This window comes from Streptomyces sp. NBC_01431 (assembly GCF_036231355.1).
GTDB lineage: Bacteria > Actinomycetota > Actinomycetes > Streptomycetales > Streptomycetaceae > Streptomyces.
This window is the reverse complement of the sequence record NZ_CP109496.1, coordinates 6,279,677-6,305,518: the sequence shown is the minus strand read 5'-3', so window position 1 is coordinate 6,305,518 and position 25,842 is coordinate 6,279,677. Positions and strand designations below refer to the sequence as shown.

The following is a 25,842-nucleotide window of genomic DNA, read 5'->3' as shown; positions in this document are numbered from 1 at the left end:
CGTCGCGGGACAGAGGGGCTGGGCATCATGCCGGTTGCGATCATCACGGGGGCTTCGAAGGGCCTGGGGCGCGCGCTCGCCGGGGCGCTGGCCGAGCGGGGCTGGGACCTGGTGCTCGACGCCAGGACCGCGCCCGTACTGGAGGAGGCGGTCCGCGGACTGAAGGAGTACGGGACGCGGGTCGTGGCGCTGCCCGGCGACGTCACCGATCCCGGGCATCGCGCGGAGCTGGTGGCGGCGGCGCGGGAGCTGGGCGGTCTCGATCTGCTGGTGAACAACGCGTCCGCGCTGGGCGCCGAGCCGCTCGTAAGGCTGGACGCACTGGACCTGGCGGGCCTGCGGGCGGCGCTGGAGACGAATGTCGTGGCGGCGCTCGGTCTGGTGCAGGAGGCGCTGGGGCTGTTGCGGGCGTCCGCGGCGGGCGCGGTGGCCGCGGTCAGCTCGGACGCGGCGGCCGAGGCGTACGAGACGTGGGGCGGGTACGGGGCCTCGAAGGCGGCGCTCGACCAGCTGGCGGCGGTGCTCGCCGTGGAGGAGCCGGCACTGCGGGTGTGGGCGGTGGACCCGGGGGACATGCGGACTGATCTGTACGCGGCGGCGGCACCATGGGACGACGACTCCGGCAGGCCGGAGCCCGCGACGGTGGTCCCGGGGTTCCTGCGGCTGCTCGACGAGCGGCCCGCGAGCGGGCGCTACTCCGCCCCCTCTCTTGCGGACGCCCCTCTTGTCGACGCCTCTTTTGCCGATGCCTCTCCTGCCGGTCGCTCTCTCGTCGAGGAAGCGCGATGACGGTGCGCATGGTGGTGCGGGTGCCGGACGGGCTGCTCGCTTCGGTGCCGGCGGAGGTGCGCGGCGCGGGGCGGGACGACGTGCGGCTGATGGTGTCGCGCGGAAGGGCGGTGTCCCATCACGCCTTCCGCGATCTCGCGGACCGGCTGCGGGCCGGTGACGTGCTCGTCGTCAACACCTCGCAGACGCTGCCCGCCGCGGTGGACGGCACGGCGACGGGGCGGCCGGTGGTGGTGCACTTCTCCACGCTGGGGTCCGACGGGCGCTGGGCGGTGGAGCTGCGTACTCCCCTCGCCTCGGGGAGTACGCGGCGGCGGACCGGGGACCTCGCGGGGACGGTCGTGGCGCTGCCCGGCGGGGAGCGGCTGGTCCTGGACGAGGCGCTGAGCCCGGACCGCCTGTGGTGGGCGCGGGCGTCGGCGGCTGATGTACCGGGGCTGCTGCACCGGCACGGGCGGCCCATCCGGTACGGCTACACCGAGCGGGACCAGCCGCTGGCCGCGTACCAGACGGTGTTCGCGCTGCCCGCGCCCGGCGGCCTGGGCTCGGCGGAGATGCCGAGCGCGGCGCGGCCCTTCACCGTCGAGCTGGTCGCGGAGCTGGTGCGGCGGGGCGTGCAGTTCGCGCCGGTCACCCTGCACACGGGGGTGGCGTCGGCGGAGGCACACGAGCCGCCGTACCCGGAGCGCTTCGAGGTGCCGCGGGCCACGGCGCGTCTGGTGAACGCGGCGAAGGCGGGCGGAGGCGCGATCGTGGCCGTGGGTACGACGGCGGTGCGGGCCCTCGAATCGGCGACCGGGCCCGACGGGGTGGTACGGAAGGCGTCGGGGTGGACAGATCTCGTGGTGACACCGGAGCGCGGGGTGCGGGTCGTGGACGGCCTGCTGACCGGGCTGCACGAGCCGGAGGCCTCGCACCTTCTGATGCTGGAGGCGATCGCGGGGCGCGATGCGCTGGCCGTCGCCTACGACCAGGCGTTGAGGCAGCGCTACCTATGGCATGAGTTCGGCGACGTCCACCTCATACTTCCGGACGAGAACCCTCACGCTATGCATTGCTACAGCAACGATCGGTGAGACTGCTGCGTGCCCGATGTGAGCCCGCGCATAGGACGCACATCACTTACGAAGCTCACTAGTGGACAAATAAGGGCGGTGTGAGCGGGGCGAGAGTGGGTACGAGGCGCCTTTCGCGGGCCCCTGATCCACTACCCGGCTTCGTATGTAGCACCTTTGCCACGCGATTTTGCGACCGCTAACAATGACTCCCGTCGCACAGCGCTGCGGCCAACCGCCGCGGCGCTTCGGTGCGCCGTCCCACGTCATTCGGAAGAGGTCCAACCGCCATGCCCGAGTTCAGCAACCTTGGTCATAGTCGTCTCACCCAGACGCACAAGATCTCGATTGCCGGTGTCGCCGCCCTCGGCGCCGCCGCTCTCGCTCTCACGGTTCTTCCCGCAACGGGTACGTCGGGCGAGGCCATGGCCGCCGAGCCGGCCGGCTTCTCGGCCACCGTCGTGAGCACCAAGACGGTCTCGGAGTCCATCTCCAAGCAGCAGGTGACCGCGGCCAAGCAGGCCAAGGACGCCGCGACGGCCAAGGCCGCGGCGGACGCCAAGGCGAAGGCCGAGGCCGCGGCGAAGCAGCGCGAGCAGGCCGCCGCCGCCAGCCGCTCCGCCGCCCGCAAGCCGGTGTACGCCAACAACCTCGACGGCTGGATCCGCCAGTCCCTCGACATCATGAAGAGCAAGGGCATCCCGGGCACCTACGACGGTCTGCACCGCAACATCATGCGCGAGTCGACCGGCAACCCCAACGCCATCAACGGCTGGGACATCAACGCCATCAACGGCGTCCCGTCGAAGGGCCTGCTCCAGGTCATCCAGCCGACCTTCAACGCGTACCACGTGCCCGGCACCTCGTGGAACATCTACGACCCGGTCGCCAACATCACCGCCGCCGCCAACTACGCGGCCGACAAGTACGGCTCGATGGACAACGTCAACAGCGCCTACTGAGCGACGCAGGGCGGCGTACACGACGCCGAAGGGCGGCACCCCGTGCGGGGTGCCGCCCTTCTCGCGTCGTCAGGCGCGGGCTACTTGCGCATGACCTCGGGCTCGTGGCGGCGCAGCAGGCGCACGACCACGAAGCCGAGGGCGACGCCGATGACGAGCAGCACCGAGATGTCGGTGAACCACTGCGCGACGTCGTGCTTCCACAGCGGGTCGAGGTTGGTCGGGTCGTTCTGGTCCATCGGCCCCATCAGGTGGGACAGGTCGAGCGTCGTGCCGACGCCCGCGATGGCCCAGCGCGACGGCATCAGCCAGGCGAACTGCTCAAGGCCGACCGAGTCGTACACCTTGAAGAGGATGCCGGTGAAGACGACCTGGACGATGGCGAACATGACCAGGAGCGGCATCGTCTTCTCGGAGGTCTTCACCAGCGCCGAGATGATCAGGCCGAACATCATCGAGGTGAAGCCGAGCGCGATCACGACGAGGCACATCTCGACCGCGGGCGGCATCACCAGACCCTCGGCGGGCAGCTTGCGGGTCGAGAAGCCGATGACGCAGAGGATCACGCCCTGGAAGGCCGTGATGACGCCGAGAACCAGGATCTTGGACATCAGGTACGCCGAGCGGGACAGGCCGGTGGCCCGTTCCCGTTCGTAGATGACCCGTTCCTTGATCAGTTCTCGTACGGAGTTGGCGGCGCCCGAGAAGCACATGCCGACCGCGAGGATCAGCATGATCGTGCCGGCGTCGCCGTTGAACCGGGACGGCGGCGTGGGCGGCGCGAGGCCGAACTTCGCCGGGATGACGACGCTCACCGAGCCGATGACCGCGGGCAGCGCCACCGACAGGGCGAGGAAGCCCTTGTCCGAGGCGATGACCGACACGTAGCGGCGCATCAGCGTCCACAGCTGGGAGACCCAGCCCTGCGGCTTCGGCGGCTTCATCGCCTGGGCCGGCGGCATCTGCACCGACTGCGGGGCCACGGCGTCGATGTCCGCGGCGTACATCTGGTAGTGCTGCGAGCCCTTCCAGCGGCCCGCCCAGTCGTAGTCGCGGTAGCTCTCGAAGGCGGAGAAGACATCGGCCCAGGTGCTGTAGCCGAAGAAGTTCAGCGCCTCCTCGGGGGGACCGAAGTAGGCGACCGATCCGCCCGGCGCCATCACCAGGAGCTTGTCGCAGATGGCGAGCTCGGCCACCGAGTGGGTGACCACCAGGACCGTGCGGCCGTCGTCCGCGAGGCCGCGGAGCAGCTGCATGACGTCGCGGTCCATGCCCGGGTCGAGGCCCGAGGTGGGCTCGTCCAGGAAGATCAGCGACGGCTTGGTCAGGAGCTCCAGAGCCACCGAGACGCGCTTGCGCTGGCCACCGGAGAGGGAGGTGACCTTCTTCTCCTTGTGGATGTCCAGCTTGAGCTCGCGCAGCACCTCGTCGATGCGCTGCTGGCGCTCGTTCTCGGTGGTGTCGGCGGGGAAGCGCAGCTTGGCCGCGTACTTCAGCGCCTTCTTGACGGTCAGCTCCTTGTGCAGGATGTCGTCCTGCGGGACCAGACCGATGCGCTGGCGCAGCTCGGCGAACTGCTTGTACAGGTTCCGGTTGTCGTAGAGGACGTCGCCCTTGTTGGCGGGCCGGTAGCCGGTGAGCGCCTTGAGGAGAGTGGACTTTCCGGAGCCCGAGGGGCCGATGACCGCGATGAGGGACTTCTCGGGGACGCCGAAGGAGACGTCCTTGAGGATGTCCTTGCCGCCGTCGACCGTCACCGTGAGGTGGCGGGCGGAGAAGGAGACGTCACCGGTGTCGACGAACTCTTCGAGCCGGTCACCGACGATGCGGAAGGTCGAGTGACCAACGCCGACGATGTCGTTGGGCGCGAGCAGCTGGCTGCCCGACTTGGCGACGGGCTGGCCGTTGACGTAGGTGCCGTTGTGCGAACCGAGGTCGCGGATCTCCATGCGGCCGTCGGGAGTCGCGTGGAACTCCGCGTGGTGGCGCGAGACCTGGAGGTCGGAGACGACCAGCTCGTTCTCGAGCGCACGGCCGATGCGCATGACCCGGCCGAGCGACAGGTGGTGGAAGGTGGTCGGACTGCGGTCCCCGTAGGCGGGCGGAGCGCCCGCCGCGCCACCCTGCTGCGGGAACTGCGGCTGTGGGGGCTGCTGTTGGGCCTGCGGCGGCTGCGGCTGCTGCCACGACTGCTGCGGGACCTGCGCCTGCTGGGCCTGCTGCGGCGGCTGGGGCTGCTGCTGTTGCTGAGCCCACCCGCCCTGCTGAGGCTGCTGCACAGGCGCCGCCTGAGCCTGCTGGGCCGAGGCGGGCGGCGCGTAGGCGGCCGCCGCGGCACCGGACAGGTTCAGCCGCGGACCGTCGGTCGCGTTGCCGAGGTGGACCGCGGAGCCGGGGCCGATTTCCATCTGGTGGATTCGCTGGCCCTGCACATAGGTGCCGTTGGTGGATCCGTGGTCCTCGATGACCCAACTGCGGCCGCTCCAGCTGATCGTGGCATGCCGCCACGAGACTCTGGCGTCGTCCACGACGAGGTCGCCCTGCGGATCACGTCCCAGGGTGTACGACCTGGACGCGTCGAGCGTCCAGGTGCTGCCATTCAATTCCAGTACGAGTTCCGGCACTCCAGCCCCACTTGTCGTCCCCCGAAAGACCTCCGCACCGGAGGCCTGTGACTCCCGACACAGGAAGTCTAGGGATGGTGAACATCGTGGGGAACTATTTCAGGCCCGAGCTCGTATCCGAAACCCGGGCCTTGTGAATTACGTGCACAGACCGTGCACAGTCCTGTCCCGGGCGCGCAACAGGCTTCCGACGCCCGCCCGTTGACGTGGGCCAAACACCCCCCGAGAGTAGTAAGCGCCCACGAGTGCGTACGGATCATGATGTCCACCCATAAATAGCTTGGGAAACGGATCAACATGCTCTCTTCTCGTAAATAGGGGCAAGTCGGTTCTTGTCGGGGGGTCCTGATGAGCGTGAGCGGCAACAGCGGCTGGGCCGCGATCCGGTGGGGCGATGTCGTCCTGGCCTCGATCGCCGCGGTGAGCTGGGCTCTGGTCGCGATGGCGGGGACGGCGGCGCTCGGCCTGCATCTGCTCGGGGCGGACGCGGCGGGGGCGCTGGGGCCGATGACGGCCGCCGTGGTGGTGCTGGGGGCGGGCGGCTCAGTGACGCCGACCGGCGACGTCTCGGCGTTCGGTCTGAGCGGCGCCCAGGCCGACACCGCCGTCGATTTCACGCCACTGGGGGTCGCTCTCGCGGGCGCGGTCCTGCTCGCCTGGTTCTTCCTCCACTCCCTGCGGGCCGCCGGCGGCTGGATCCCGGGTGCGGAGCTGGCGGCGCGCGCGGCGGCGGTGGCCGTCCTGTTCGTCGCCGTCATCGGCGGACTCGCCTGGGCCGGTCACGACCTCATCACGATCGACGGCGGCCAACTCGGCCTGGGCGAGGTGAAGGTTCCGGGCACCTCGGGAATCCCCGGCCTCGGGGACCTCGGCGGCCTGCTGCCGGGCCGGCTCGCCGCCCTGGCGGACGCCAGGGCGCGGGTCGGCTTCAGCGTCGATGCCGCCCGTTCGCTGGTGGGCGCGGCGTGCTGGGTGGCCGGGGTGCTGGTGATCGCCCTGCTCGCCTCGCGCCGCTCCCCGCTGCCACGCGGCTGGGAGGCGCTGCACCGGGTGGCGCGGCCCGCGGTGTCGGCGCTGGTTGCGGTGGTCCTCGTGGCGGTCGCGGCAGGGTTCGCGGCGGCCGCGTATGCGGCGGTAGGCGACGCCCACCCACGGCGGATAGCGGGCGCCGCGCTGCTCGGCGCCCCGAACGGGGTGTGGCTCGCGATCCCGCTGGGGCTGTTCGTACCGTGGAACGGCCGGGCCACCGGCACCCTCACCACGCTGCTCCCCGACCCGCTCGACAAACTGCTCGGCGTCGGGGACGACCAGGCGGTGACACTGGGGCGGCTGGCTCAACTCGACGGCAGGATATGGGTGTTGGCCGTCGCGACGTCCGTACTGATGCTGTACGCGGGAGTGCTCGCCGCGGCGCGTACACCGGTGTACGGGCGCTCCCCCGGCGCGTTCACGGGGAGGTGCGCGCTGGCGCTCGCCGGGGCCACCGCGCTCGCCCTGCCGCTGATGGTGTGGCTGACCGGCGTGTCCGCGAACGCCTCGCTGTCGGTGCTGGGGTTCGACGCGTTCGGGGCCGGCATCGAGCTGCACGGGAACGCGGGGCTCGCACTGGCCCTCGGGGCCGCGTGGGGGGCCGCGGCCGGGGCGGCCGGGGCGCTGCTCGCCCGGGTGGCGGGGGCGGCCGGACGGCGGGCCGCGCACCTCGCGAGCGAGGCGGCCGGCGTACCGGGGCCGGGCGAGGAGACGGCGGGGGCGCCGGGCCCGTACAACCCGGCGCCGCCCTACCGCCCGCCGAACCCCGCCACCAACCCGTATCTGAAGCTGCCGCCGGGGCTGCACGGCTCCCCCACGCTGCCCGGCCCCCGCGACCGCCCGCCGACCGGGCCCCGGCCGCGCAGGCCCCCGTACGAGGGCCCGCCACCCCCGCCGGGAACGCCACGGGGCCGCCGCTGACCGGGCGGCCGCGGTCCGCCGAGGCAGGGCCGTACAAGGCGCCTGGGATGTCCGCAGGGCGGGACAGGATGTGAGACAGGAGCGGCGGGCGGATACGGTGGAAGCACCATGACGCCATCGCCCCTGCCCCCCGCCGGCCAGACCTCCGACGCCGGTCAGAGCTCTGACGTACCCACCCTCCTCGTCAAGATCTTCGGTAAGGACCGTCCCGGCATCACCGCCGGGCTCTTCGACACCCTCGCCGCCTACGCCGTCGATGTCGTGGACATCGAGCAGGTCGTCTCCCGTGGCCGTCTCGTGCTGTGCGTGCTCGTCACCGAGCCGACCGTGGCCTCCGCGGGCGAGCTGCGGGCCACCGTGCACAGCTGGGCCGAGTCACTAAGGCTCCAGGCGGAGATCATCTCCGGTATCGGCGACAACAGGCCGCGCGGCAGCGGCCGTTCGCATGTCACCGTGCTGGGTCATCCGCTCACCGCCGAGTCCACGGCGGCCATAGCGGCCAGCATCACCGCCACCGGCGGCAACATCGACCGCATCTTCCGGCTCGCCAAGTACCCGGTCACCGCCGTGGAGTTCGCCGTGTCCGGCGTGGAGACGGCGCCGCTGCGCACCGCGCTTGCGACCGAGGCGGCCGCCCTCGGGGTGGACGTGGCAGTCGTCTCGGCGGGGCTGCACCGGCGGGCCCAGCGGCTCGTCGTGATGGACGTGGACTCCACACTGATCCAGGACGAGGTGATCGAGCTCTTCGCCGCGCATGCCGGCTGCGAGGAGGAGGTCGCCGAAGTGACCGCCGCCGCGATGCGCGGCGAGCTGGACTTCGAGCAGTCGCTGCACGCGCGGGTGGCGCTGCTCAAGGGCCTGGACGCCTCGGTGGTGGACAAGGTGCGCGCCGAGGTCCGCCTCACACCTGGTGCCCGGACCCTGATCCGCACCCTCAAGGCGCTGGGCTATCAGGTCGGCGTCGTCTCGGGCGGGTTCACCCAGGTCACCGACGGCCTCAAGGAGCAGCTCGGGCTCGACTTCGCGTCCGCCAACACCCTGGAGATCAAGGACGGCACGTTCACCGGCCGGGTCACGGGCGAGATCGTGGACCGGGCCGGGAAGGCGCGGCTGCTGCGCGAGTTCGCGGCCGAGGCCGGGGTGCCGCTGGCGCAGACGGTGGCGATCGGTGACGGCGCCAACGACCTGGACATGCTGAACGCGGCCGGCCTCGGCGTCGCCTTCAACGCCAAGCCGATGGTCCGCGAGGCCGCGCACACCGCGGTGAACGTGCCCTTCCTCGACACCGTGCTGTACCTGCTCGGCATCACCCGCGAAGAGGTCGAGGCGGCGGACGGCCTCGTCGACTGAGCGGCGTGGGGATACGACGTCCGGATACGACGTTCCGGATACGTCCGGACGCGGCGAAGGCCCCGGTGCGCACGTGCGCCGGGGCCTTCACCGCGTCACGGGCGGGCGGGTCAGGCGTGCGGGGCCCAGAAGTCGACGAGCTTGCCGACGCCGTGCTCGACGGACTTCCAGGAGCCGGTGAAGGTGACCACGGCGAAGGCGGAGGTCGGGAAGCCGCTGCGGTTCATCCGCGACAGCACATCGCCCTCGGTCTCCCCCGCGAGCGCGTCGGCCAGCGCGTGCATCCCGGGGTTGTGCCCGATGAGCAGCAGGTCGGCGACGTCGTCGGGGGTCTCGTTGAGCAGCGCGAGCAGTTCGCCGAGCGAGGCCTCGTACAGCCTCTCCTCGTACACCGTCTTGGGGCGCTGCGGCAGTTCCTGGACGGCGAGCTTCCAGGTCTCGCGGGTCCTGACCGCGGTGGAGCAGAGGGCAAGGTCGATGGAGATGCCTGAGGTGGCCAGCCGGCGGCCGGCGACGGGGGCGTCCTTCCGCCCTCGCTCGGCGAGCGGCCGTTCGTGGTCTGACTGCTGGTCCCAGTCGGCCTTCGCGTGCCGGAGGAGGACGATCCTGCGGGGTGTGTCGACGCTCATGTCTCCCAGCTTCGCATGAATGACGGCCCCGGGCGCAGGACGGCGAAGGGCTCCCCCACCGGCGTGATAAAGGGGGCTCCGGCCCTAGCGGGACAGGCTCTGCTGGACCCGGTCGACGAGGTGGCTGAGGGTGCCGTCACCGGAGACGGCCTGGGTGTCGCCCGATCCGATGATGAGCGTGAGGAGCACACCGAACGCGATCGCGGGCAGTACGACCGCCCACCACGGCAGCCTGAAGTCGACGCCACCGGCGGCCGGGTGGGAGGACCTGGTGTGCGGGTGGGCCGACATGGCCGCCTCCGTGTGGTTCCGGGTACGAATTCCGCCGACGAACGGGGCGTTCGTCGCTGTACCTGAAAACCTACGGATTCGGCGGGCCCGGTCCCATCCGGTGACCCACCCACTCAACCCTGACCCTGGCCCCCTAGGGGATGGTGGGGCTAGCCCCACCATCGACCGCGCGAGGACGATCCGGGGTCGGGAGGGGGTCGGTCAGGGGGAGGCGAGCGTCGCGATGACGGCGACGACGATCGTGACGGCGAGCATCGCGCCGAGCACGAGAAGGAGCTTCTTGTGGCTGTCCTGCGGATTCGGTTCGAGCACTGGCATGCGGTCAGTGTCGCACCCCGGTATCGCCCGCTATCGCCCGACCCCGGCTTCGTCCTCGATCGTACGGTCGCGGCCGGCCAGGATGCCGACGGCGATCTGGGGCACCATCAGCGCCGCCATCAGGGCGATGGGCAGGTCCCAGCCGCCGCTGCGGTCGTGCAGGACGCCGACCAGGAGGGGGCCCGGGATGGAGAGGAGGTAGCCGACGCACTGCGCGAAGGCGGAGAGCCGCACGACGCCCGCGCCGGTCCGCGAGCGCTTGCTGATCATCGTGAGGGCCAGCGGGAAGGCGCAGTTGGAGATGCCGAGGAGCAGCGCCCAGGCCCAGGCGCCGGTGGCCGGTGCGAAGTAGAGCCCGGCGTAGCCGGCCAGCCCGCAGGTGCCGAGCGTGACGACGATGGGGCCCTGCCGGGGCAGCCGGTTGACCAGCCACGGGATGACGAAGCCGAGCGGCACGCCCATGACCATGGTGATGGAGAGCAGCAGGCCCGCGGTGCCGGCCGAGACGCCCGCGTCGCGGAAGATCGTCGGCATCCAGCCCATGGTGATGTAGGCGCCGGTCGCCTGGAGTCCGAAGAAGCAGGCCAGCGCCCAGGCCGTGCCGCTGCGGGTGATGCGCAGCGCGGGCGCCGCCTGCGCCCGGGTGCTTTGGGCCGGCGTCTCGTTCCCGGAGCGGTCGCGTGCCAGCGGGATCCAGACGGCCACGGCGACGACGGCGAGCAGCGCCCAGATGCCGAGGCCCCGGCGCCAACTGCCGCCCAGCGCATCGGTGATGGGCACGGTGGTGACGGCGGCGAGCGAGGTGCCCGCGGCGAGTGCCATCGAGTAGAGGCCGGTCATGGAACCGACCCGGTCGGGGAAGTACCGCTTGACGATGACCGGCATCAGGACGTTGCTCAGGGCTATGCCCATCAGGGCGAGGACGCTGGCCGCGAGGAAGGTTGTGGTGCCGCCCGCCAGGGAGCGCAGGAGCAGTCCGGTGGTGATCGCGGCCATGCCCGCGAGGACGACGGCGCCGGGGCCGAAGCGGCGGGCGAGCCGCGGCGCCATGATGCCGAAGAGGGCGAAGCAGAACGCCGGTACGGAGGTCAGCACGCCGGCGATGCCGCCGCTCATGTGCAGGCCGCCGGTGACTTCCTTCATCAGCGACCCGAGGCTGGTGATGGCGGGGCGCAGGTTGACCGCGGCGAGCACCAGCGCGAGCGGTACGAGCCGGCGCGTCCACGACTGTGCCCGGCTCGCACCGGTGGGGGTGTGCGGGGTCTCGGCGCGGACGGGGGGCGCGGGGCTCAGCGTGGTGGTCTCTTCGTCGGACATGGTGCCATCATAGAATCATGGGATGATTGGTTGTCCAATCGTGCACCACCTCGTTTTCGCAGCCGTCCCGCGCAGTCCCTTACGCTTCTCGCCTTTGTCACCCGTCCCACCCGCCTCACCCCTTCTCGCCCCTTCTCGCACTGGAGCACCATGACGCTCAGCTCTCCCCGGCGGTCCGCCCTCGCCGACCAGGTGATCGCGCAGTTGCGCAACCAGATCACCTCGGGCGAGTGGCCGGTCGGCGCGCGGATCCCGACCGAGCCCGAACTGGTCGAGCAGCTCGGGGTGGCGCGCAACACGGTCCGCGAGGCGGTCCGCGCCCTGGCGCACAACGGCCTGCTCGACATCCGGCAGGGCTCGGGGACGTATGTGGTGGCCACCAGTGAGCTGGCCGGTGTGATGCACCGCCGGTTCGCCGACGCCGACCCGCGTCACGTGGCCGAGCTGCGCTCCACGCTGGAGTCGTCGGCGGCCCGGCTGGCCGCGCGGCGGCGTACCGAGCGGGAGCTCAAGCAGTTGGACACGCTCCTCGACCGGCGCGAGGAGGCCTGGGCCTCCGGCGACCGGGAGGCCTTCGTCGCGGCCGACGCCACCCTGCACCTGGCCGTCGTCGCCGCCTCGCACAACGACGTACTGACCGAGCTCTACGCCGACCTCGGGCATCTGCTGCGCGACTGGCTGCGCGACGACGTGGGACTCGACATGACGCCGAACAACCACATGGACCACGCCCGGATGGTCGACGCGATCCGCACGGGCGACGCCGAGACGGCCGCCACGGAGGCCGCCGCCCACGCCTTCAACTGTGTGCGGGACCGGCTCGAAGACCGCTGAACAGCGGTCACGGGACCTTCTCGTGGGTCACCCAGACCGCGCGGACGTCCTTCCAGCAGCGATCGGTGAGTCTGACGGTCTGCGCGGGGCCCACCTCCACGGGCGCCGCGTCCGCGTCGATGTCCCACCACAGCGCGCAGTCGGTGTGCAGCCGCACCCGGTCGGCGTCCGGATAGGGGTTGTGGCAGTACGCGGTCACATGGGAGCCCCGTACGGAGGTCTGGCAGTCGGCGCCGAACGGCTCGGGCGGCGCCGCGGGGGGCGCCGGAGCGGGCGCGGTGGCGGCCCGCACCGCCGAGGGGGTGGCGAGCCCCGCCGCCGCCGCGAGCAGGAGGAACAGCAGGGCCAGGGCCCGGCGCTGTCCCACGCACAGGGGGCGCACACCCCCACCTCCTCCCCAGCCAACCGTCCGGCATATCCGTTTCGATCAGTCTGCGGGGAAGTCGCGGTCCACGCACGGCGGCCGCCCACCGGAAGGGTCCGGTGGGCGGCCGCTCGGGTGCGTACGGGCGTTACGCGCCCATCATGTGCACGCCGCCGTCGACGTGGATGATCTCGCCGGTGGTCTTCGGGAAGAAGTCCGAGAGCAGCGCGACGATGCCGAGGCCCGCCGGCTCCGGGTCGGCCATGTTCCACTCCAGCGGGGAGCGGGTGTTCCACACGTCGGCGAGGTCCGCGAAGCCCGGGATGGACTTGGCGGCCATCGAGCCGATCGGTCCGGCCGAGATCAGGTTGCAGCGGAAGTTCTCCTTGCCCAGGTCGCGGGCGAGGTAGCGGGAGGTCGCCTCAAGGGCGGCCTTGGCCGGGCCCATCCAGTCGTACTTCGGCCAGGCGAACTGCGCGTCGAAGGTGAGGCCGACGACGGAGCCGCCGTTCGGCATCAGCGGGCGGCAGGCCATGGTGAGCGACTTCAGGGAGTACGCCGAGACGTGCATCGCGGTCGCGACGTCCTCGAAGCTCGCCTCCAGGAAGTTGAAGGCGCCCTGCGGGGCGAAGCCGATCGAGTGGACGATGCCGTCCAGACCGCCGAGCTCGTCCTTGACCAGACCGGCCAGCCGGTCCAGGTGCTCCTGGTTGGTCACGTCGAGCTCGATGACCTTGGCGGGCTTGGGGAGCTTCTTGGCGATGCGCTCGGTGAGGGTGGGCCGCGGGAACGCGGTGAGGATGATCTCCGCGCCCTGCTCCTGCGCGACCTTGGCCGCGTGGAAGGCGATGGAGGACTCCATCAGCACACCCGTGATGAGGATGCGCTTGCCGTCGAGAATTCCGCTCATGGTGATCAGTGACCCATGCCCAATCCGCCGTCAACGGGGATGACGGCTCCAGTGATGTACGAGGCGTCGTCGGAGGCGAGGAACTTCACCGCGGCGGCGATCTCCTCGGGCTGCGCGTAGCGGCCCAGCGGCACCTGGGACACGATGCCCGCGCGCTGCTCCTCGGTGAGCACCTTGGTCATGTCGGTGTCGACGAAACCGGGCGCGACGACGTTGAAAGTGATGTTGCGGGAGCCGAGCTCGCGAGCGAGTGACCGGGCGAAGCCGACCAGGCCCGCCTTGGAGGCGGCGTAGTTGGCCTGGCCCGCCGAGCCGAGCAGCCCGACGACCGAGGAGATCAGCACCACGCGGCCCTTCTTGGCGCGCAGCATGGCGCGGTTGGCGCGCTTGACGACGCGGAAGGTGCCGGTGAGGTTGGTGTCGAGGACGGACGTGAAGTCCTCCTCGGACATCCGCATCAGGAGCTGGTCCTTGGTGACGCCGGCATTGGCGACGAGCACCTCGACGGGACCGTGCGCGTCCTCGACCTCCTTGTACGCCTGCTCCACCTGCTCGGCGTCGGTGATGTCGCACTTGACGGCGAGGCACCCCAGTTCCGCCAAGACGGCCGGCGGCTCTCCGGAGCGGTACGTGATCGCTACCTTGTCGCCGCTCTCGGCGAATGCGCGGGCGATGGCGAGGCCGATGCCCCGGTTACCTCCGGTGACGAGAACCGAGCGGCTCAACGGATCACCCTTTCGATAGGCGGATTCGTACTCCCCGCAAACTATCGGTACCGCCCGGTCTACGAGGAATCGAGCCGTGACAGTGGCGCAGAACGAGCGCTGTCGGATCCCTACAGAAAGCCGTAGTCACGAGGCCCATCGGCGCGACATGATCGGGGCGTCCGGTCTCATACGACAGGGAGACAACTGTGCCATCTGGGACCCATTCCATCGACGAAGCCTTCACGGCGCTGCCGCTGCGGGCCCTCGCCGACGCGGCGCTCGCCCGATCCCGCGCCCTCGGCGCCGACCACGCCGACTTCCGGTTCGAGCGGGTGCGCAGCGCGGCCTGGCGGCTGCGCGACGCCCGGCCCGCCGGCTCCTCCGACACCACCGACCTCGGCTACGCGGTCCGGGTGGTGCACGGCGGGGCCTGGGGATTCGCCTCCGGCGTCGATCTGACGATGGACGCGGCGGCCAAGGTCGCCTCCCAGGCGGTGGCCATGGCCAAGCTGTCCGCGCAGGTCATCGCGGCTGCGGGGTCCAACGAGCGGGTCGAGCTGGCGGCCGAGCCGGTGCACTCCGAGAAGACCTGGATCTCCTCGTACGAGATCGACCCGTTCGCGGTGCCGGACGAGGACAAGAGCGCGCTGCTCGCCGAGTGGAGCGCCCGGCTGCTGCGCGCCGACGGCGTGGAGCACGTGGACGCCTCGCTGCTCACCGTCCACGAGAACAAGTTCTACGCGGACACGGCGGGCACCGTGACCACCCAGCAGCGAGTGCGGCTGCACCCGCAACTCACCGCCATCGCGGTGGACCGCACGACCGGCGAGTTCGACTCGATGCGGACGATCGCACCGCCGGTGGGGCGCGGCTGGGAGTACCTGACCGGCACCGGCTGGGACTGGGACACCGAACTGGAAGAGATCCCTTCGCTTCTGGCTGAGAAGATGCGGGCGCCGAGCGTCGAGGGCGGGCGCTACGACCTGGTCGTGGACCCGTCCAACCTGTGGCTGACCATCCACGAGTCGATCGGCCACGCCACCGAACTGGACCGGGCGCTCGGCTACGAGGCGGCGTACGCGGGGACGTCGTTCGCCACCTTCGACCAGCTGGGCAAGCTGACGTACGGCTCGCCGGTGATGAACGTGACCGGCGACCGGACCGCCGAGCACGGGCTCGCGACCATCGGCTACGACGACGAGGGCGTGGCGGCGCAGTCCTGGGACCTGGTGAAGGACGGCACGCTCGTCGGCTACCAACTCGACCGCCGCATCGCGAAGTTGACGGGGCTCGGCCGCTCCAACGGCTGCGCGTACGCGGACTCCCCCGGGCACGTGCCGGTCCAGCGGATGGCGAACGTCTCGCTCCGGCCGGACCCGGGCGGGCTCTCCACCGAGGACCTGATCGGCGGTGTGGAGCGCGGCATCTACGTGGTCGGCGACCGGTCCTGGTCGATCGACATGCAGCGCTACAACTTCCAGTTCACCGGCCAGCGGTTCTTCCGGATCGAGAACGGCCGGCTCGCCGGCCAGCTCCGCGACGTCGCCTACCAGGCGACCACCACCGACTTCTGGGGCTCCATGGAGAAGGTCGGCGGCCCCCAGACCTATGTCCTGGGCGGCGCCTTCAACTGCGGAAAGGCCCAGCCGGGCCAGGTGGCGGCGGTCTCGCACGGCTGCCCCTCCGCGCTGTTCCGCGGCGTCAACATTCTGAACACCACGCAGGAGGCGGGTCGATGAGTCACGGTTCCCACCGAAGCGCCCCCGGCTGGGGGTCCGGGGGCTTTCCCCGGGGTCGGCACAGTCTCAACACCACGCAGGAGGCCGGGCGATGAGCTCCCGTACGACCGTCAAGCCGCACGAGATCGTCGAGCGGGCCCTGGAACTGTCCACCGCCGACGGCTGCGTCGTCATCGCCGACGAGCGCTCCTCTGCGAACCTGCGCTGGGCCGGCAACGCGCTGACCACCAACGGAGTCACCCGCGGGCGGACCCTGACCGTGATCGCGACGGTGGACGGTGCCGAGGGCACCGCGTCCGGTGTCGTGTCGCGGTCGGCCGTCACCGCGGCCGACCTGGAGCCGCTGGTGCGCGCCGCCGAGGCGGCCGCGCGCGGGGCGGGCCCCGCCGAGGACGCGCAGCCGCTGATCACCGGGGTCCCGCTGTCGCCGGACTTCACCGACGCCCCCGCGGAGACCGGCTCGGCCGTGTTCGCCGACTTCGCGCCCGCGCTCGGTGAGGCCTTCGCCCGCGCCAAGGCGGGCGAGCGCGAGCTGTACGGCTTCGCCAACCACGAGCTGACCTCCACCTACCTCGGTACGTCCACCGGCCTGCGGCTGCGCCATGACCAGCCCAACGGCACCCTGGAGCTGAACGCCAAGTCCTTGGACCGCACGCGTTCGGCGTGGGCCGGCCGCTCGACGGCCGACTTCAAGGACGTCGACCCGGGCGCCCTCGACGAGGAGCTCGCCCGCAGGCTCCGCTGGGCCGAACGCCGCGTCGAACTGCCCGCCGGACGGTACGAGACGCTGCTGCCGCCCTCCGCCGTGGCCGATCTGCTGATCTACCAGATGTGGTCGGCCGCGGCCCGGGACGCCGACGAGGGCCGTACCGTCTTCTCCCGCAAGGGCGGCGGCACCCGGATCGGCGAGAAGCTCTCCGCCCTGCCGCTCACCCTGCGCAGCGACCCGAACCACCCGGGCCTGGAGTACGCGCCGTTCATGGTGGCGCACGCCTCGGGCGACAGCGAGTCGGTGTTCGACAACGGGCTCCCCATCACCCCGACCGACTGGATGCGCGAAGGCCGTCTGGAGCACCTGGTCACCACCCGGCACAGCGCGCGGCTCACCGGCCTGCCCGTCGCCCCCTCGCCCGGGAACCTGATCCTGGACGGCGGCGGTGAGCGGACCCTGGACGAGATGGTCGCCGCCACCGAGCGGGGCCTGCTGGTGACCTGCCTGTGGTACATCCGCGAGGTGGACCCGGCGACGCTGCTCCTGACCGGCCTGACCCGGGACGGCGTCTATCTCGTGGAGAACGGCGAGGTGGTCGGCGAGGTGAACAACTTCCGCTTCAACGAGTCCCCGGTGGACCTGCTGTCCCGGGCCACTGAGGCCGGGCGCACCGGGAAGACCCTGCCCAGGGAGTGGAGCGACTACTTCACGCGGGCGGCGATGCCCGCGCTGCGCGTTCCCGACTTCAATATGAGCTCGGTCAGCCAGGGCGTGTGACCCGCCTAGACTGGCGGTCCCACCACGACCATCACAAGGAGACCCGGAACCGTGACGGACATCGTCGACGAACTGCAGTGGCGTGGGCTGATCGCCCTCTCCACTGACGAGGACGCATTGCGCAAGGCGTTCGCGGACGGTCCCGTCACGTTCTATTGCGGCTTCGACCCGACCGCGCCCAGCCTGCACCTGGGCAACCTGGTGCAGATCCTCACGATGCGCCGGATCCAGCTGGCGGGGAACCGGCCGCTGGGCCTGGTGGGCGGCGCCACCGGCCTGATCGGCGACCCGAAGCCCAACTCGGAGCGCACGCTGAACGCGCCGGAGGTCGTGGCGGGCTGGGTCGAGCGGCTGCGCGGCCAGATCGAGCGGTTCCTCGACTTCGAGGGCCCGCACGCCGCGACGATGGTCAACAACCTGGACTGGACGTCGGGCCTGTCGGCGATCGACTTCCTGCGGGACGTCGGGAAGTACTTCCGGGTCAACAAGATGATCGCGAAGGAGGCCGTCTCGCGGCGGCTCAACTCCGACACGGGCATCAGCTACACCGAGTTCAGCTACCAGATCCTGCAGGGCATGGACTTCCTTGAGCTCAACCGGAGGTACGGCTGCACGCTGCAGACCGGCGGCAGCGACCAGTGGGGCAACCTCACGGCGGGCACCGACCTGATCCACCGGGTCGAGCCCGACGCCGAGGTGCACGCGCTGGCCACGCCGCTGATCACCAAGGCGGACGGCACCAAGTTCGGCAAGACGGAGTCCGGCACGGTCTGGCTCGACCCCGAGAAGACCACGCCGTACGCCTTCTACCAGTTCTGGCTGAACGCGGACGACCGGGACATCTCGAAGTTCCTGCGGATCTTCAGCTTCAAGTCCCGCGAGGAAATCGAGGAGATCGAGAAGCTCACCGAGGAGCGTCCGCAGGCGCGTACCGCGCAGCGCGCGCTCGCCGAGGAGCTGACCACGCTGGTGCACGGCGCCGACCAGTGCGCGGCCGTGATCGCGGCGTCCAAGGCGCTGTTCGGCCAGGGTGAGCTGACCGAACTGGACGAGTCGACGCTGGCCGCCGCGCTGGCCGAGCTGCCGCACGCCAAGGTGTCCGAACTCGGCCTGGTCACCGACCTGTTCGCCGAGGTGGGCCTGGTGGCGAGCAAGTCGGCCGCCCGCCGCACCGTGAAGGAGGGCGGCGCCTACGTGAACAACGTGAAGGTGAGTGCCGAGGACGCCGTGGTGGGCGACGGCGACCTGCTGCACGGGCGCTGGCTCGTGCTGCGCCGGGGCAAGAAGAACCTCGCGGCCATCGAGGTCACCGGCGTCTGACCGCAGAACACGAGAAGGGGCGGCCCCGTCACGGGGCCGCCCCTTCTTCCTGCCCGTCAGGCTCTCTGCCCGCGGCCAGTGTCTGCCCGTACTCCGTACGGTGCATGTCGGATACGTCCGTACGTGGTCGGTACTGCGGCATCCGCGCAGGTAAGAGCCGCCCCGGTCTCGAACCCGGCGGACCCCCGGCGTACGGTGATATCAGTCCGGGCCGGGGAGCGCCCGCGGTGGAACTCAGGCGGTGGAACGTGATGCGGAAGCAGAGCAGCGGTCAGGTCTTCCGGATCACGGGGGCGCGCCAGGGGCTGGCCGAGGACGTGCGGGGCAGGCAGCGCCGCTATGTGATCTCGATGTCGGTCCGCACCGTCTCGGTGGTGCTGACCGCGGTGCTGTGGAACGTCGAGCGCCCTGTCGCCATCGTGACGCTGGTGCTCGGCGCACTGCTGCCCTATGTGGCCGTGGTGTTCGCCAACGCGGGCCGGGAGAACGTCACTTCGCTTCCCTCGACGTTCATTCCGGCGCCGACCCGGCCGGCCCTGGGCGCCGCCCCGGTGGGCGGCACCGCGGAATCCACGACGGAACCCGCGGATGGGAGCCACGAGCCCCGGTGACACGGACGGTCTTGATCCGTCACCGTCCGCGAACCTCAGGAAAACCTCAGATCAATCATGAAGTTCCGGTGCCCGACACCGGGTGCCCCATGCCATACTTCGTAGGCGCTCCGCATCCCCCGTCGGAGCGACGGACCGACGCCGGGCAGCTCCCCCCGTGGCTGCTCGGCGTCGCCCTTTTGTGCGGGCCCGGATGACGCACAATGTCTCTGTGAGTGACGAGACGAGTGACGAGAACCCCATCTGTTCCGCCAAGGGCTGCCGGGCGGATGCCGTCTGGGTGCTCGCCTGGAACAACCCGAAGGTCCACACCCCCACGCGCCGCAAGACGTGGCTCGCCTGTGCGGAGCACCGCGAGCACCTCTCCCAATTCCTGGGCGTACGGGGCTTCTTGAAGGACGTGGTGACGCTCGCCGAGTGGGAGTCGGCCGGGTCAGCCGCCGATCGCTGACATCGGCCGGTCCGGCTGAAGGAAAGAGGGGTCGTCCAGGCCGGATCCGGCCTTCTTTCCCCACATCGCCAGCTTCCAGAGCCGGGCGATCTCCTCGTCGGGGGCGCCCGAGCGCAGCGCGCCGCGCAGGTCGGACTCCTCGCGGGCGAACAGGCAGGTGCGCACCTGGCCGTCGGCGGTCAGCCGGGTTCGGTCGCAGGCCCGGCAGAACGGGCGGGTCACCGAGGCGATGACGCCCACGGTGTGCGGGCCGCCGTCGACCACCCAGCGCTCGGCGGGCGCGGAGCCGCGCTCGTCGTCGCCTTCGGGGGTGAGCGTGAAGCGCGTACGCAGCGACGTCAGGATGTGGCCCGCGGTGATCATGCCGTCCCGCTTCCAGCCGTGCTGGGCGTCGAGCGGCATCTGCTCGATGAAGCGGAGCTCATAGCCGTGCTCGACGGCCCAGGCCAGCAGGTCGGGGGCCTCGTCGTCGTTGAGACCGGGCATCAGGACGGTGTTGACCTTGACCGGGGTGAGGCCGGCCGCGCGGGCGGCCTCCATGCCCTCGATGACGTCCTTGTGCCGGTCGCGGCGGGTCAGTGTCCTGAAGACGTCGGGACGCAGGGTGTCCAGCGAGACGTTGACCCGGTCGAGCCCGGCCGCCTTCAGCGCGGCCGCGGTGCGCTTGAGGCCGATGCCGTTGGTGGTGATCGACATCTGGGGGCGCGGCTCCAGGGCGGCACAGCGCTCCACGATGCCCACGATGCCGGGGCGCAGCAAGGGCTCGCCGCCGGTGAAGCGGACTTCGGTGACACCGAGATCGGTGACGGCGATGCGGATCAGGCGGACGATCTCGTCGTCGCTGAGCAGATCGGGCTTGGCGAGCCACTGCAGGCCCTCTTCGGGCATACAGTACGTACACCGCAGATTGCACCGGTCCGTGAGCGAAACACGCAGGTCGGTGGCTACACGGCCGTATGTGTCGATGAGCACTGTGGGCCCCCTCCCGTGTCTCGGAAACGCTGTCGCGAATGCTTCGGCCTGAATGCTTCGGCTTGCGTATACACCGAGCCTACGCGAGACGTGTGACAACGGGTGGGGCCGATTGTCACGAGGTGCGGCGAGGCCGTGTCGTAGGACTCTACGACACGGCCTCGGTCGGCCACCGTGCGGTTCTACGTCAGTGGGCGCCGATGCCCGTCAGGGACTTGACCTCCAGCTCGGCGTACTTGCCCGCGTCGGGCTCCTCCTTGGACAGCAGCGAACCGATCCAGCCGAGCAGGAAGCCGAGCGGGATGGAGATGAGGCCCGGGTTCTCCAGCGGGAACCAGTGGAAGTCGACGCCCTTGAACATCGACGTCTTCGGGTTGCCGGAGACGACCGGCGAGAACAGGACGAGGAACACCGAGCTGAACAGGCCGCCGTAGATCGACCACAGTGCGCCCTGGGTGGTGAAGCGCTTCCAGAACAGGCTGTAGAGGATGGTCGGCAGGTTTGCGGAGGCCGCGACGGCGAAGGCGAGCGCGACCAGACCGGCCACGTTCATGTCGCGGGCGAAGGCGCCGAGCACGATCGCGACGGCGCCGATGAAGACGGTGGCCCAGCGGGCGGCCCCCATCTCCTCCTTCTCGGTCGCCTTCCCCTTGCGGATGACGTTCGCGTAGATGTCGTGCGCGAAGGAGGAGGACGAGGCGAGGGTCAGGCCGGCGACCACGGCGAGGATGGTCGCGAAGGCGACCGCCGAGATGACGGCGAGCAGGGTCGCGCCGCCGGTGGTGCCGACACCGCCGCCGAGGTACTCGGCGAGCTGCGGGGCGGCCGTGTTGCCCGCCGGGTTCTGGGCCTTGATCGCGGCCGGCCCGACGAGGGCGGCGGCACCGAAGCCGAGCGCGATCGTCATCAGGTAGAAGGCGCCGATGATGCCGATCGCCCAGTTCACCGACTTACGCGCGGCCTTGGCGGTGGGCACCGTGTAGAAGCGGATCAGGATGTGCGGCAGGCCGGCGGTGCCCAGCACGAGGGCGATGCCGAGCGAGATGAAGTCCAGTTTGGACGTGCCGTTGACGCCGTACTTCAGGCCGGGCTCCAGGAACGCCGAGCCCTTGCCGCTCTTCTGGGCGGCCGAGCCGAGCAGGTCGGAGATGTTGAAGTGGAACTTGAGCAGCACCAGGAAGGTCATGAGGATCGCGCCCGCGATGAGCAGCACCGCCTTGACCATCTGGACCCAGGTGGTGCCCTTCATGCCGCCGATGGTGACGTACACGATCATGAGGACACCGACCAGGGCGACGATGAGGATCTTGCCCGCGTCGGTGGTGATGCCGAGCAGCAGGGAGACCAGCACGCCCGCGCCCGCCATCTGTGCGAGCAGGTAGAAGATCGACACGACGATGGTGGAGGCGCCCGCGGCGGTGCGCACGGGGCGCTGGCGCATCCGGTAGGCCAGGACGTCGCCCATCGTGTAGCGCCCGGAGTTGCGCAGCGGCTCGGCGACCAGGAGCAGCGCCACCAACCACGCGACCAGGAAGCCGATCGAGTACAGGAAGCCGTCGTAGCCGAACAGCGCGATAGCTCCGGCGATGCCGAGGAAGGACGCGGCGGACATGTAGTCGCCGGAGACCGCGAGGCCGTTCTGGAAGGCGGTGAACTGGCGGCCGCCCGCGTAGAAGTCGGAGGCGCTCTTGGTCTGGCGCCCGGCCCAGACGGTGATGGCGAGGGTCGCGGCGACGAACACCGCGAACAGGGTGATGATCAGCGGCCGGTGCTCGGTGGTCGAGGCGGCTTCGGCGAGGGGGACGAGTGCGGGGCTCATGCGCCGGCCTCCATGCGGGACTTGATGGCCTCGGCCTTGGGGTCGAGCTTCGCCGCGGCGTGCCGCGAGTAGAACCAGGCGATGAGGAACGTGGTGAGGAACTGGGCGAGGCCGAAGACAAAGGCCACGTTGATGTTGCCGATGACCTTCGCACCCATGAAGCCGCCCGCGTAGTTGGACAGCAGCACGTACAGCAGGTACCAGGTGATGAAGCCGATGGTCAGAGGGAAGGCGAACGAACGGTGGGAGCGGCGGAGTTCGCCGAATTCCGCGCTCTCCTGCACCGCGGCGAACGTCTCGGTGCTGGGCTGGGCGGGGCGGCGTTGGTCCGTCCCGGCTTCGGGCGGCGGCGCGTCGGTGGCCACGGCATCTCCTTGCGGTGCGGGTGAGGCGGGAACTGAGAATCCGGACAAGGGGACCTCGCTGTGGGGGTTGGTGATGTGGTCCCCCTGACAACGGCACGGAGCGCATGGCGTCTCGGTTCAGTCCGGCCGTTTTTTCTCCGTACGGGAGCCATTCGGGCCGGATCGGCGGCATTCCTGGCGAAGTCCGCGGAAGTCGTTGATCCGCCGAGATGATCGGCGATAGCTTCACTGGTCACGCGCCGGTGGCACCCGGCGCCTCGCTGCGACCCGGTGCCGCCTTCGTCCAGACCCGTATCAGACCCGTACGCATCGAGAGTTCCGCCAACCCCATGGAGACCCCATGACGTTGCACATCTCCCGTACGCGCCGCGCTGTCGCGCTCTCGGCAGGCCTCGCCACCGCCACCGCCCTCGCGCTGCTCCCCGGCACGGCCTCAGCGGTGTCCACCGCCGGCGGTCTTGTGCGCGCGAAGGCGGCGCAGACGGCCGGGCCCGAGCTGAGCTACATCGTCAACGTCCGCCCGGAGCAAGGCGGTTCGGATCGGATTCAGCGAGCGATCGCCGATGCGGGCGGCTCGGTCGTCCAGGCGTACGACCGGATCGGGGTGATCGTGGCGCACTCCGCCGACGCGGGGTTCGCGGCGGCGATCCGCAAGGTCAAGGGCGTCGATTCGGCGGGGGCGACCCGGACCGCGCCGCTGCCCGCGCAGTCCACGACCGATGTGGGCACGCCGAAGAACCTCACCGCCGCGGACCTGAAGGCGGCGGGCGCCAAGGCCGCGGCAGGCGAGGATCCGCTGGAGCCGTTGCAGTGGGACCTGAAGGCGATCAAGGCGGACAAGGCGCACGAGAAGACGCTCGGCAGTTCCAAGGTGACCGTCGGCGTCATCGACACGGGCGTCGACGACACCCACCCGGACATCGCGCCGAACTTCGACCGCGCCAAGTCGGTCAGCTGCATCACCGGCAAGCCGGACACCACGCAGGGCGCCTGGCGCCCGTTCGCCACCGGCGGCTCCCCGCACGGCACCCATGTGGCGGGCGAGATCGCGGGCGCCAAGAACGGCGTCGGCATCACCGGGGTGGCGCCCGGCGTGAAGGTCGCGGCCATCAAGGTGTCGACACAGGGCGGCAGCTTCTTCTACACGGAGGCCGTGGTCTGCGGCTTCATGTGGGCGGCCGAGCACCACATCGACGTCACGAACAACAGCTATTACACCGACCCCTGGTACTTCAACTGCACGAACGACCCGGACCAGAAGGCGCTGGTGGAGGCGATCACCCGGGCGTCGAGGTACGCCGAGTCCCAGGGCACGGTCAACGTGGCGGCGGCCGGCAACGAGAACTACGACCTCGCGTCCGACTCGATCACGGACCCGTCGAGCCCGAACGACAGCACGCCGGGCAGCCGGGTGATCAACCCGCGTGAGTGCCTCGACATCCCGACCGAGCTGCCGGGTGTGGTGACGGTCGCCTCGACCGGCGCCAAGGGCATGAAGTCGTCGTTCTCCAACTACGGTTTCGGCGTCATCGACATCGCCGCGCCGGGCGGCGACTCGACCACGTACCAGCCGCCGCAGGCCCCGGCCACCAGCGGGCTGATCCTCGGACCGGTCCCCGGCGGCGGCTGGGCCTACATGGCCGGCACCTCGATGGCGACGCCGCACGTGGTGGGCGTGGCGGCGCTGCTGAAGTCGGAGCACCCGCACGCCTCGGCGTGGCAGATCAAGGCGCTGCTCGCGCTCCAGGCGGACCGGACGCCGTGCAACACGCCGTACGACATCGACGCTGACGGCAAGCCCGACGCGGTCTGCCAGGGCCCGAACGCCTACAACGGCTTCTATGGGGCCGGCATCACCGATGCCCTCAACGCCGTTACGCAGTAAGGGAGTTGAGGGGGCCGCCCGGTCGCCGGGCGGCCCCCTCGCGCACGTCAGAGCGTGACGAGGACCTTGAGGGCGGTGCGCTCGTCCATCGCCCGGTAGCCGTCCGGTACGCCCTCGATGCCGACCGTGCGGTCGAAGACCGGGGACGGGTCGATGGTGCCGTTGAGGATGTCGGCGAGGAGCTCGGGGATGTAGGTGCGCACGGGGGCGACGCCGCCGCGCAGCGCGATGTTCCGGTCGAACATGACGCCGAGGTCGAGTCCGGTGCCGCTGCCGTGCGGGACGCCGACGTAGCCGATGGCGCCGCCGTCGCGGGTGATCTCGACGGCGGTCCGCATGGACTGCTCGGTGCCGACCGCCTCGATGACGGCGCGCGCGCCCTGGCCGCGGGTCAGCTCGCGGACCGCGTCCACGGCGGCCTCGCCGCGCTCGGCGACGACGTCGGTGGCGCCGAAGAGCTTGGCGATGTCGGTACGGGCCTGGTGGCGGCCGAGCGCGATGATGCGGTCGGCGCCGAGCCGCTTGGCGGCGAGCACCGCGCACAGGCCGACCGCGCCGTCTCCGACGACGGCGACGGTCGAGCCGCGCTTGACGCCCGCGCCGACCGCCGCGTGGTGGCCGGTGCCCATGACGTCGGACAGGGCCAGCAGCGCGGTCAGCAGGCGGTCGTCGCCGGCCGCTTCGGCGGGGAGTTTGACGAGGGTGGCGTCGGCGAACGGGACGCGGACGGCCTCGCCCTGGCCGCCGTCGGAGCCGACCGAGCCCCAGAACCCGCCCTGCGGGCAGGAGGTGGTCAGGCCCTCGGCGCAGAAGTCACAGGTGCCGTCGGACCAGACGAAGGGCGCGACGACGAGGTCGCCCTTGCGCAGCCGCACGTCCGCACCGGTTTCCTCCACGATGCCGAGGAACTCGTGGCCGATGCGCTGTCCGGGCTGCCGCGCGGACTCGCCGCGGTAGGCCCACAGGTCGCTGCCGCAGATGCAGGCGCGCAGGACGCGGACGACCGCATCGGTGGACATCCGCACCGTCGGGTCCGGCACCTCCTCGACCCGGATGTCGTGGGGGGCGTGGATGACGGTCGCGCGCATGGT

The 25,842-nt window shown here is 70.8% G+C and carries 24 protein-coding genes; 12 read left to right on the top strand and 12 right to left on the bottom strand.

Features of this window, described 5'->3' with window-relative positions; translation table 11 throughout:
* The first annotated feature begins 27 nt into the window (after positions 1-27).
* The 3 genes from OG522_RS28765 (at position 28) to OG522_RS28755 (ending at position 2,806) form a co-directional block, all read left to right on the top strand.
* A complete protein-coding gene (locus OG522_RS28765; protein WP_329465928.1) occupies positions 28-789 on the top strand; it encodes an SDR family NAD(P)-dependent oxidoreductase in 762 nt (253 codons plus the stop codon).
* Positions 786-1,865 carry an S-adenosylmethionine:tRNA ribosyltransferase-isomerase gene (locus OG522_RS28760; protein WP_329465927.1) on the top strand — a complete coding sequence of 360 codons (1,080 nt, stop codon included), beginning with the start codon at positions 786-788 and terminating at the stop codon, positions 1,863-1,865. Before OG522_RS28765 ends, OG522_RS28760 begins: the two co-directional genes overlap by 4 nt.
* Positions 1,866-2,134: 269 nt before the next feature.
* The gene (locus OG522_RS28755) at positions 2,135-2,806 is read left to right on the top strand and encodes a transglycosylase SLT domain-containing protein (RefSeq protein WP_329465926.1); all 672 of its coding nucleotides are present in this window, start codon (positions 2,135-2,137) and stop codon (positions 2,804-2,806) included.
* Positions 2,807-2,886: 80 nt separating this feature from the next.
* Here the strand turns inward: OG522_RS28755 and OG522_RS28750 are convergent, their stop codons facing one another.
* A complete protein-coding gene (locus tag OG522_RS28750) occupies positions 2,887-5,430 on the bottom strand; it encodes an ABC transporter ATP-binding protein/permease (RefSeq protein ID WP_329465925.1) in 2,544 nt (847 codons plus the stop codon).
* 348 nt (positions 5,431-5,778) lie between these two features.
* Between OG522_RS28750 and OG522_RS28745 the strand changes: the two genes are divergently transcribed.
* Positions 5,779-7,380 (top strand): streptophobe family protein, encoded by a 1,602-nt coding sequence (locus OG522_RS28745; protein ID WP_329465924.1) that lies wholly within the window; start codon positions 5,779-5,781, stop codon positions 7,378-7,380.
* A gap of 108 nt (positions 7,381-7,488) precedes the next feature.
* Positions 7,489-8,730 (top strand): phosphoserine phosphatase SerB, encoded by a 1,242-nt coding sequence (gene serB, locus OG522_RS28740; RefSeq protein WP_329465923.1) that lies wholly within the window; start codon positions 7,489-7,491, stop codon positions 8,728-8,730.
* 110 nt (positions 8,731-8,840) lie between these two features.
* Here the strand turns inward: serB and OG522_RS28735 are convergent, their stop codons facing one another.
* From OG522_RS28735 to OG522_RS28720, 4 genes are all read right to left on the bottom strand, one after another.
* Positions 8,841-9,359 (bottom strand): SixA phosphatase family protein, encoded by a 519-nt coding sequence (locus OG522_RS28735; protein ID WP_329465922.1) that lies wholly within the window; start codon positions 9,357-9,359, stop codon positions 8,841-8,843.
* A gap of 84 nt (positions 9,360-9,443) precedes the next feature.
* A complete protein-coding gene (locus tag OG522_RS28730; RefSeq protein ID WP_329465921.1) occupies positions 9,444-9,650 on the bottom strand; it encodes a hypothetical protein in 207 nt (68 codons plus the stop codon).
* 201 nt (positions 9,651-9,851) lie between these two features.
* Entirely contained in the window at positions 9,852-9,968 is a 117-nt protein-coding gene (locus OG522_RS28725) for an SGM_5486 family transporter-associated protein (protein ID WP_329465920.1), read from the bottom strand.
* Positions 9,969-9,998: 30 nt separating this feature from the next.
* Positions 9,999-11,285, bottom strand: a complete 1,287-nt coding sequence (locus tag OG522_RS28720; RefSeq protein WP_329465919.1) for a CynX/NimT family MFS transporter — start codon at positions 11,283-11,285, stop codon at positions 9,999-10,001.
* 150 nt (positions 11,286-11,435) lie between these two features.
* On the opposite strand from OG522_RS28720, the gene OG522_RS28715 reads away from it, so the two are divergent.
* Positions 11,436-12,119 carry a FadR/GntR family transcriptional regulator gene (locus tag OG522_RS28715; RefSeq protein WP_329465918.1) on the top strand — a complete coding sequence of 228 codons (684 nt, stop codon included), beginning with the start codon at positions 11,436-11,438 and terminating at the stop codon, positions 12,117-12,119.
* A gap of 7 nt (positions 12,120-12,126) precedes the next feature.
* Here the strand turns inward: OG522_RS28715 and OG522_RS28710 are convergent, their stop codons facing one another.
* From OG522_RS28710 to fabG, 3 genes are all read right to left on the bottom strand, one after another.
* Entirely contained in the window at positions 12,127-12,501 is a 375-nt protein-coding gene (locus tag OG522_RS28710) for a hypothetical protein (RefSeq protein ID WP_443074759.1), read from the bottom strand.
* Positions 12,502-12,631: 130 nt separating this feature from the next.
* The gene (gene fabI / locus OG522_RS28705; protein WP_329465917.1) at positions 12,632-13,393 is read right to left on the bottom strand and encodes an enoyl-ACP reductase FabI; all 762 of its coding nucleotides are present in this window, start codon (positions 13,391-13,393) and stop codon (positions 12,632-12,634) included.
* A 5-nt stretch (positions 13,394-13,398) separates the two neighbouring features.
* Positions 13,399-14,118: a 3-oxoacyl-[acyl-carrier-protein] reductase gene (gene fabG / locus OG522_RS28700; protein WP_329465916.1), complete on the bottom strand. Its 720-nt coding sequence runs from the start codon at positions 14,116-14,118 to the stop codon at positions 13,399-13,401.
* 209 nt (positions 14,119-14,327) lie between these two features.
* Between fabG and OG522_RS28695 the strand changes: the two genes are divergently transcribed.
* The 5 genes from OG522_RS28695 to OG522_RS28675 all read left to right on the top strand — a co-directional run bounded on the left by OG522_RS28695 (position 14,328) and on the right by OG522_RS28675 (position 19,710).
* On the top strand, positions 14,328-15,839 hold the full coding sequence (locus OG522_RS28695; protein ID WP_385098161.1) for a TldD/PmbA family protein: 1,512 nt from the start codon (positions 14,328-14,330) through the stop codon (positions 15,837-15,839).
* Between the two features lie 91 nt (positions 15,840-15,930).
* Positions 15,931-17,328, top strand: a complete 1,398-nt coding sequence (locus OG522_RS28690; protein WP_329465914.1) for a metallopeptidase TldD-related protein — start codon at positions 15,931-15,933, stop codon at positions 17,326-17,328.
* 51 nt (positions 17,329-17,379) lie between these two features.
* A complete protein-coding gene (tyrS, locus tag OG522_RS28685) occupies positions 17,380-18,648 on the top strand; it encodes a tyrosine--tRNA ligase (protein ID WP_329465913.1) in 1,269 nt (422 codons plus the stop codon).
* A gap of 251 nt (positions 18,649-18,899) precedes the next feature.
* Entirely contained in the window at positions 18,900-19,259 is a 360-nt protein-coding gene (locus OG522_RS28680; protein ID WP_329467770.1) for a DUF3099 domain-containing protein, read from the top strand.
* Positions 19,260-19,470: 211 nt separating this feature from the next.
* Complete coding sequence (locus OG522_RS28675) at positions 19,471-19,710, top strand: hypothetical protein (RefSeq protein ID WP_329465912.1); 240 nt, start codon at positions 19,471-19,473, stop codon at positions 19,708-19,710.
* On the opposite strand, the gene moaA is transcribed toward OG522_RS28675, so the two are convergent.
* From moaA to OG522_RS28660, 3 genes are all read right to left on the bottom strand, one after another.
* A complete protein-coding gene (moaA, locus tag OG522_RS28670) occupies positions 19,693-20,682 on the bottom strand; it encodes a GTP 3',8-cyclase MoaA (RefSeq protein ID WP_329465911.1) in 990 nt (329 codons plus the stop codon). The two genes, OG522_RS28675 and moaA, sit on opposite strands and share 18 nt — an antisense overlap.
* A 187-nt stretch (positions 20,683-20,869) precedes the next feature.
* On the bottom strand, positions 20,870-22,501 hold the full coding sequence (locus tag OG522_RS28665; protein WP_329465910.1) for a solute symporter family protein: 1,632 nt from the start codon (positions 22,499-22,501) through the stop codon (positions 20,870-20,872).
* Positions 22,498-22,866, bottom strand: coding sequence for a DUF485 domain-containing protein (locus OG522_RS28660; protein ID WP_329465909.1), 369 nt, complete (start codon positions 22,864-22,866; stop codon positions 22,498-22,500). The genes OG522_RS28665 and OG522_RS28660 overlap by 4 nt, the downstream gene beginning before the upstream one ends.
* 340 nt (positions 22,867-23,206) lie before the next feature.
* On the opposite strand from OG522_RS28660, the gene OG522_RS28655 reads away from it, so the two are divergent.
* The gene (locus tag OG522_RS28655; protein WP_329465908.1) at positions 23,207-24,751 is read left to right on the top strand and encodes a S8 family peptidase; all 1,545 of its coding nucleotides are present in this window, start codon (positions 23,207-23,209) and stop codon (positions 24,749-24,751) included.
* A gap of 47 nt (positions 24,752-24,798) precedes the next feature.
* On the opposite strand, the gene OG522_RS28650 is transcribed toward OG522_RS28655, so the two are convergent.
* Entirely contained in the window at positions 24,799-25,839 is a 1,041-nt protein-coding gene (locus OG522_RS28650; RefSeq protein ID WP_329465907.1) for a zinc-dependent alcohol dehydrogenase family protein, read from the bottom strand.
* Positions 25,840-25,842: the final 3 nt, after the last annotated feature.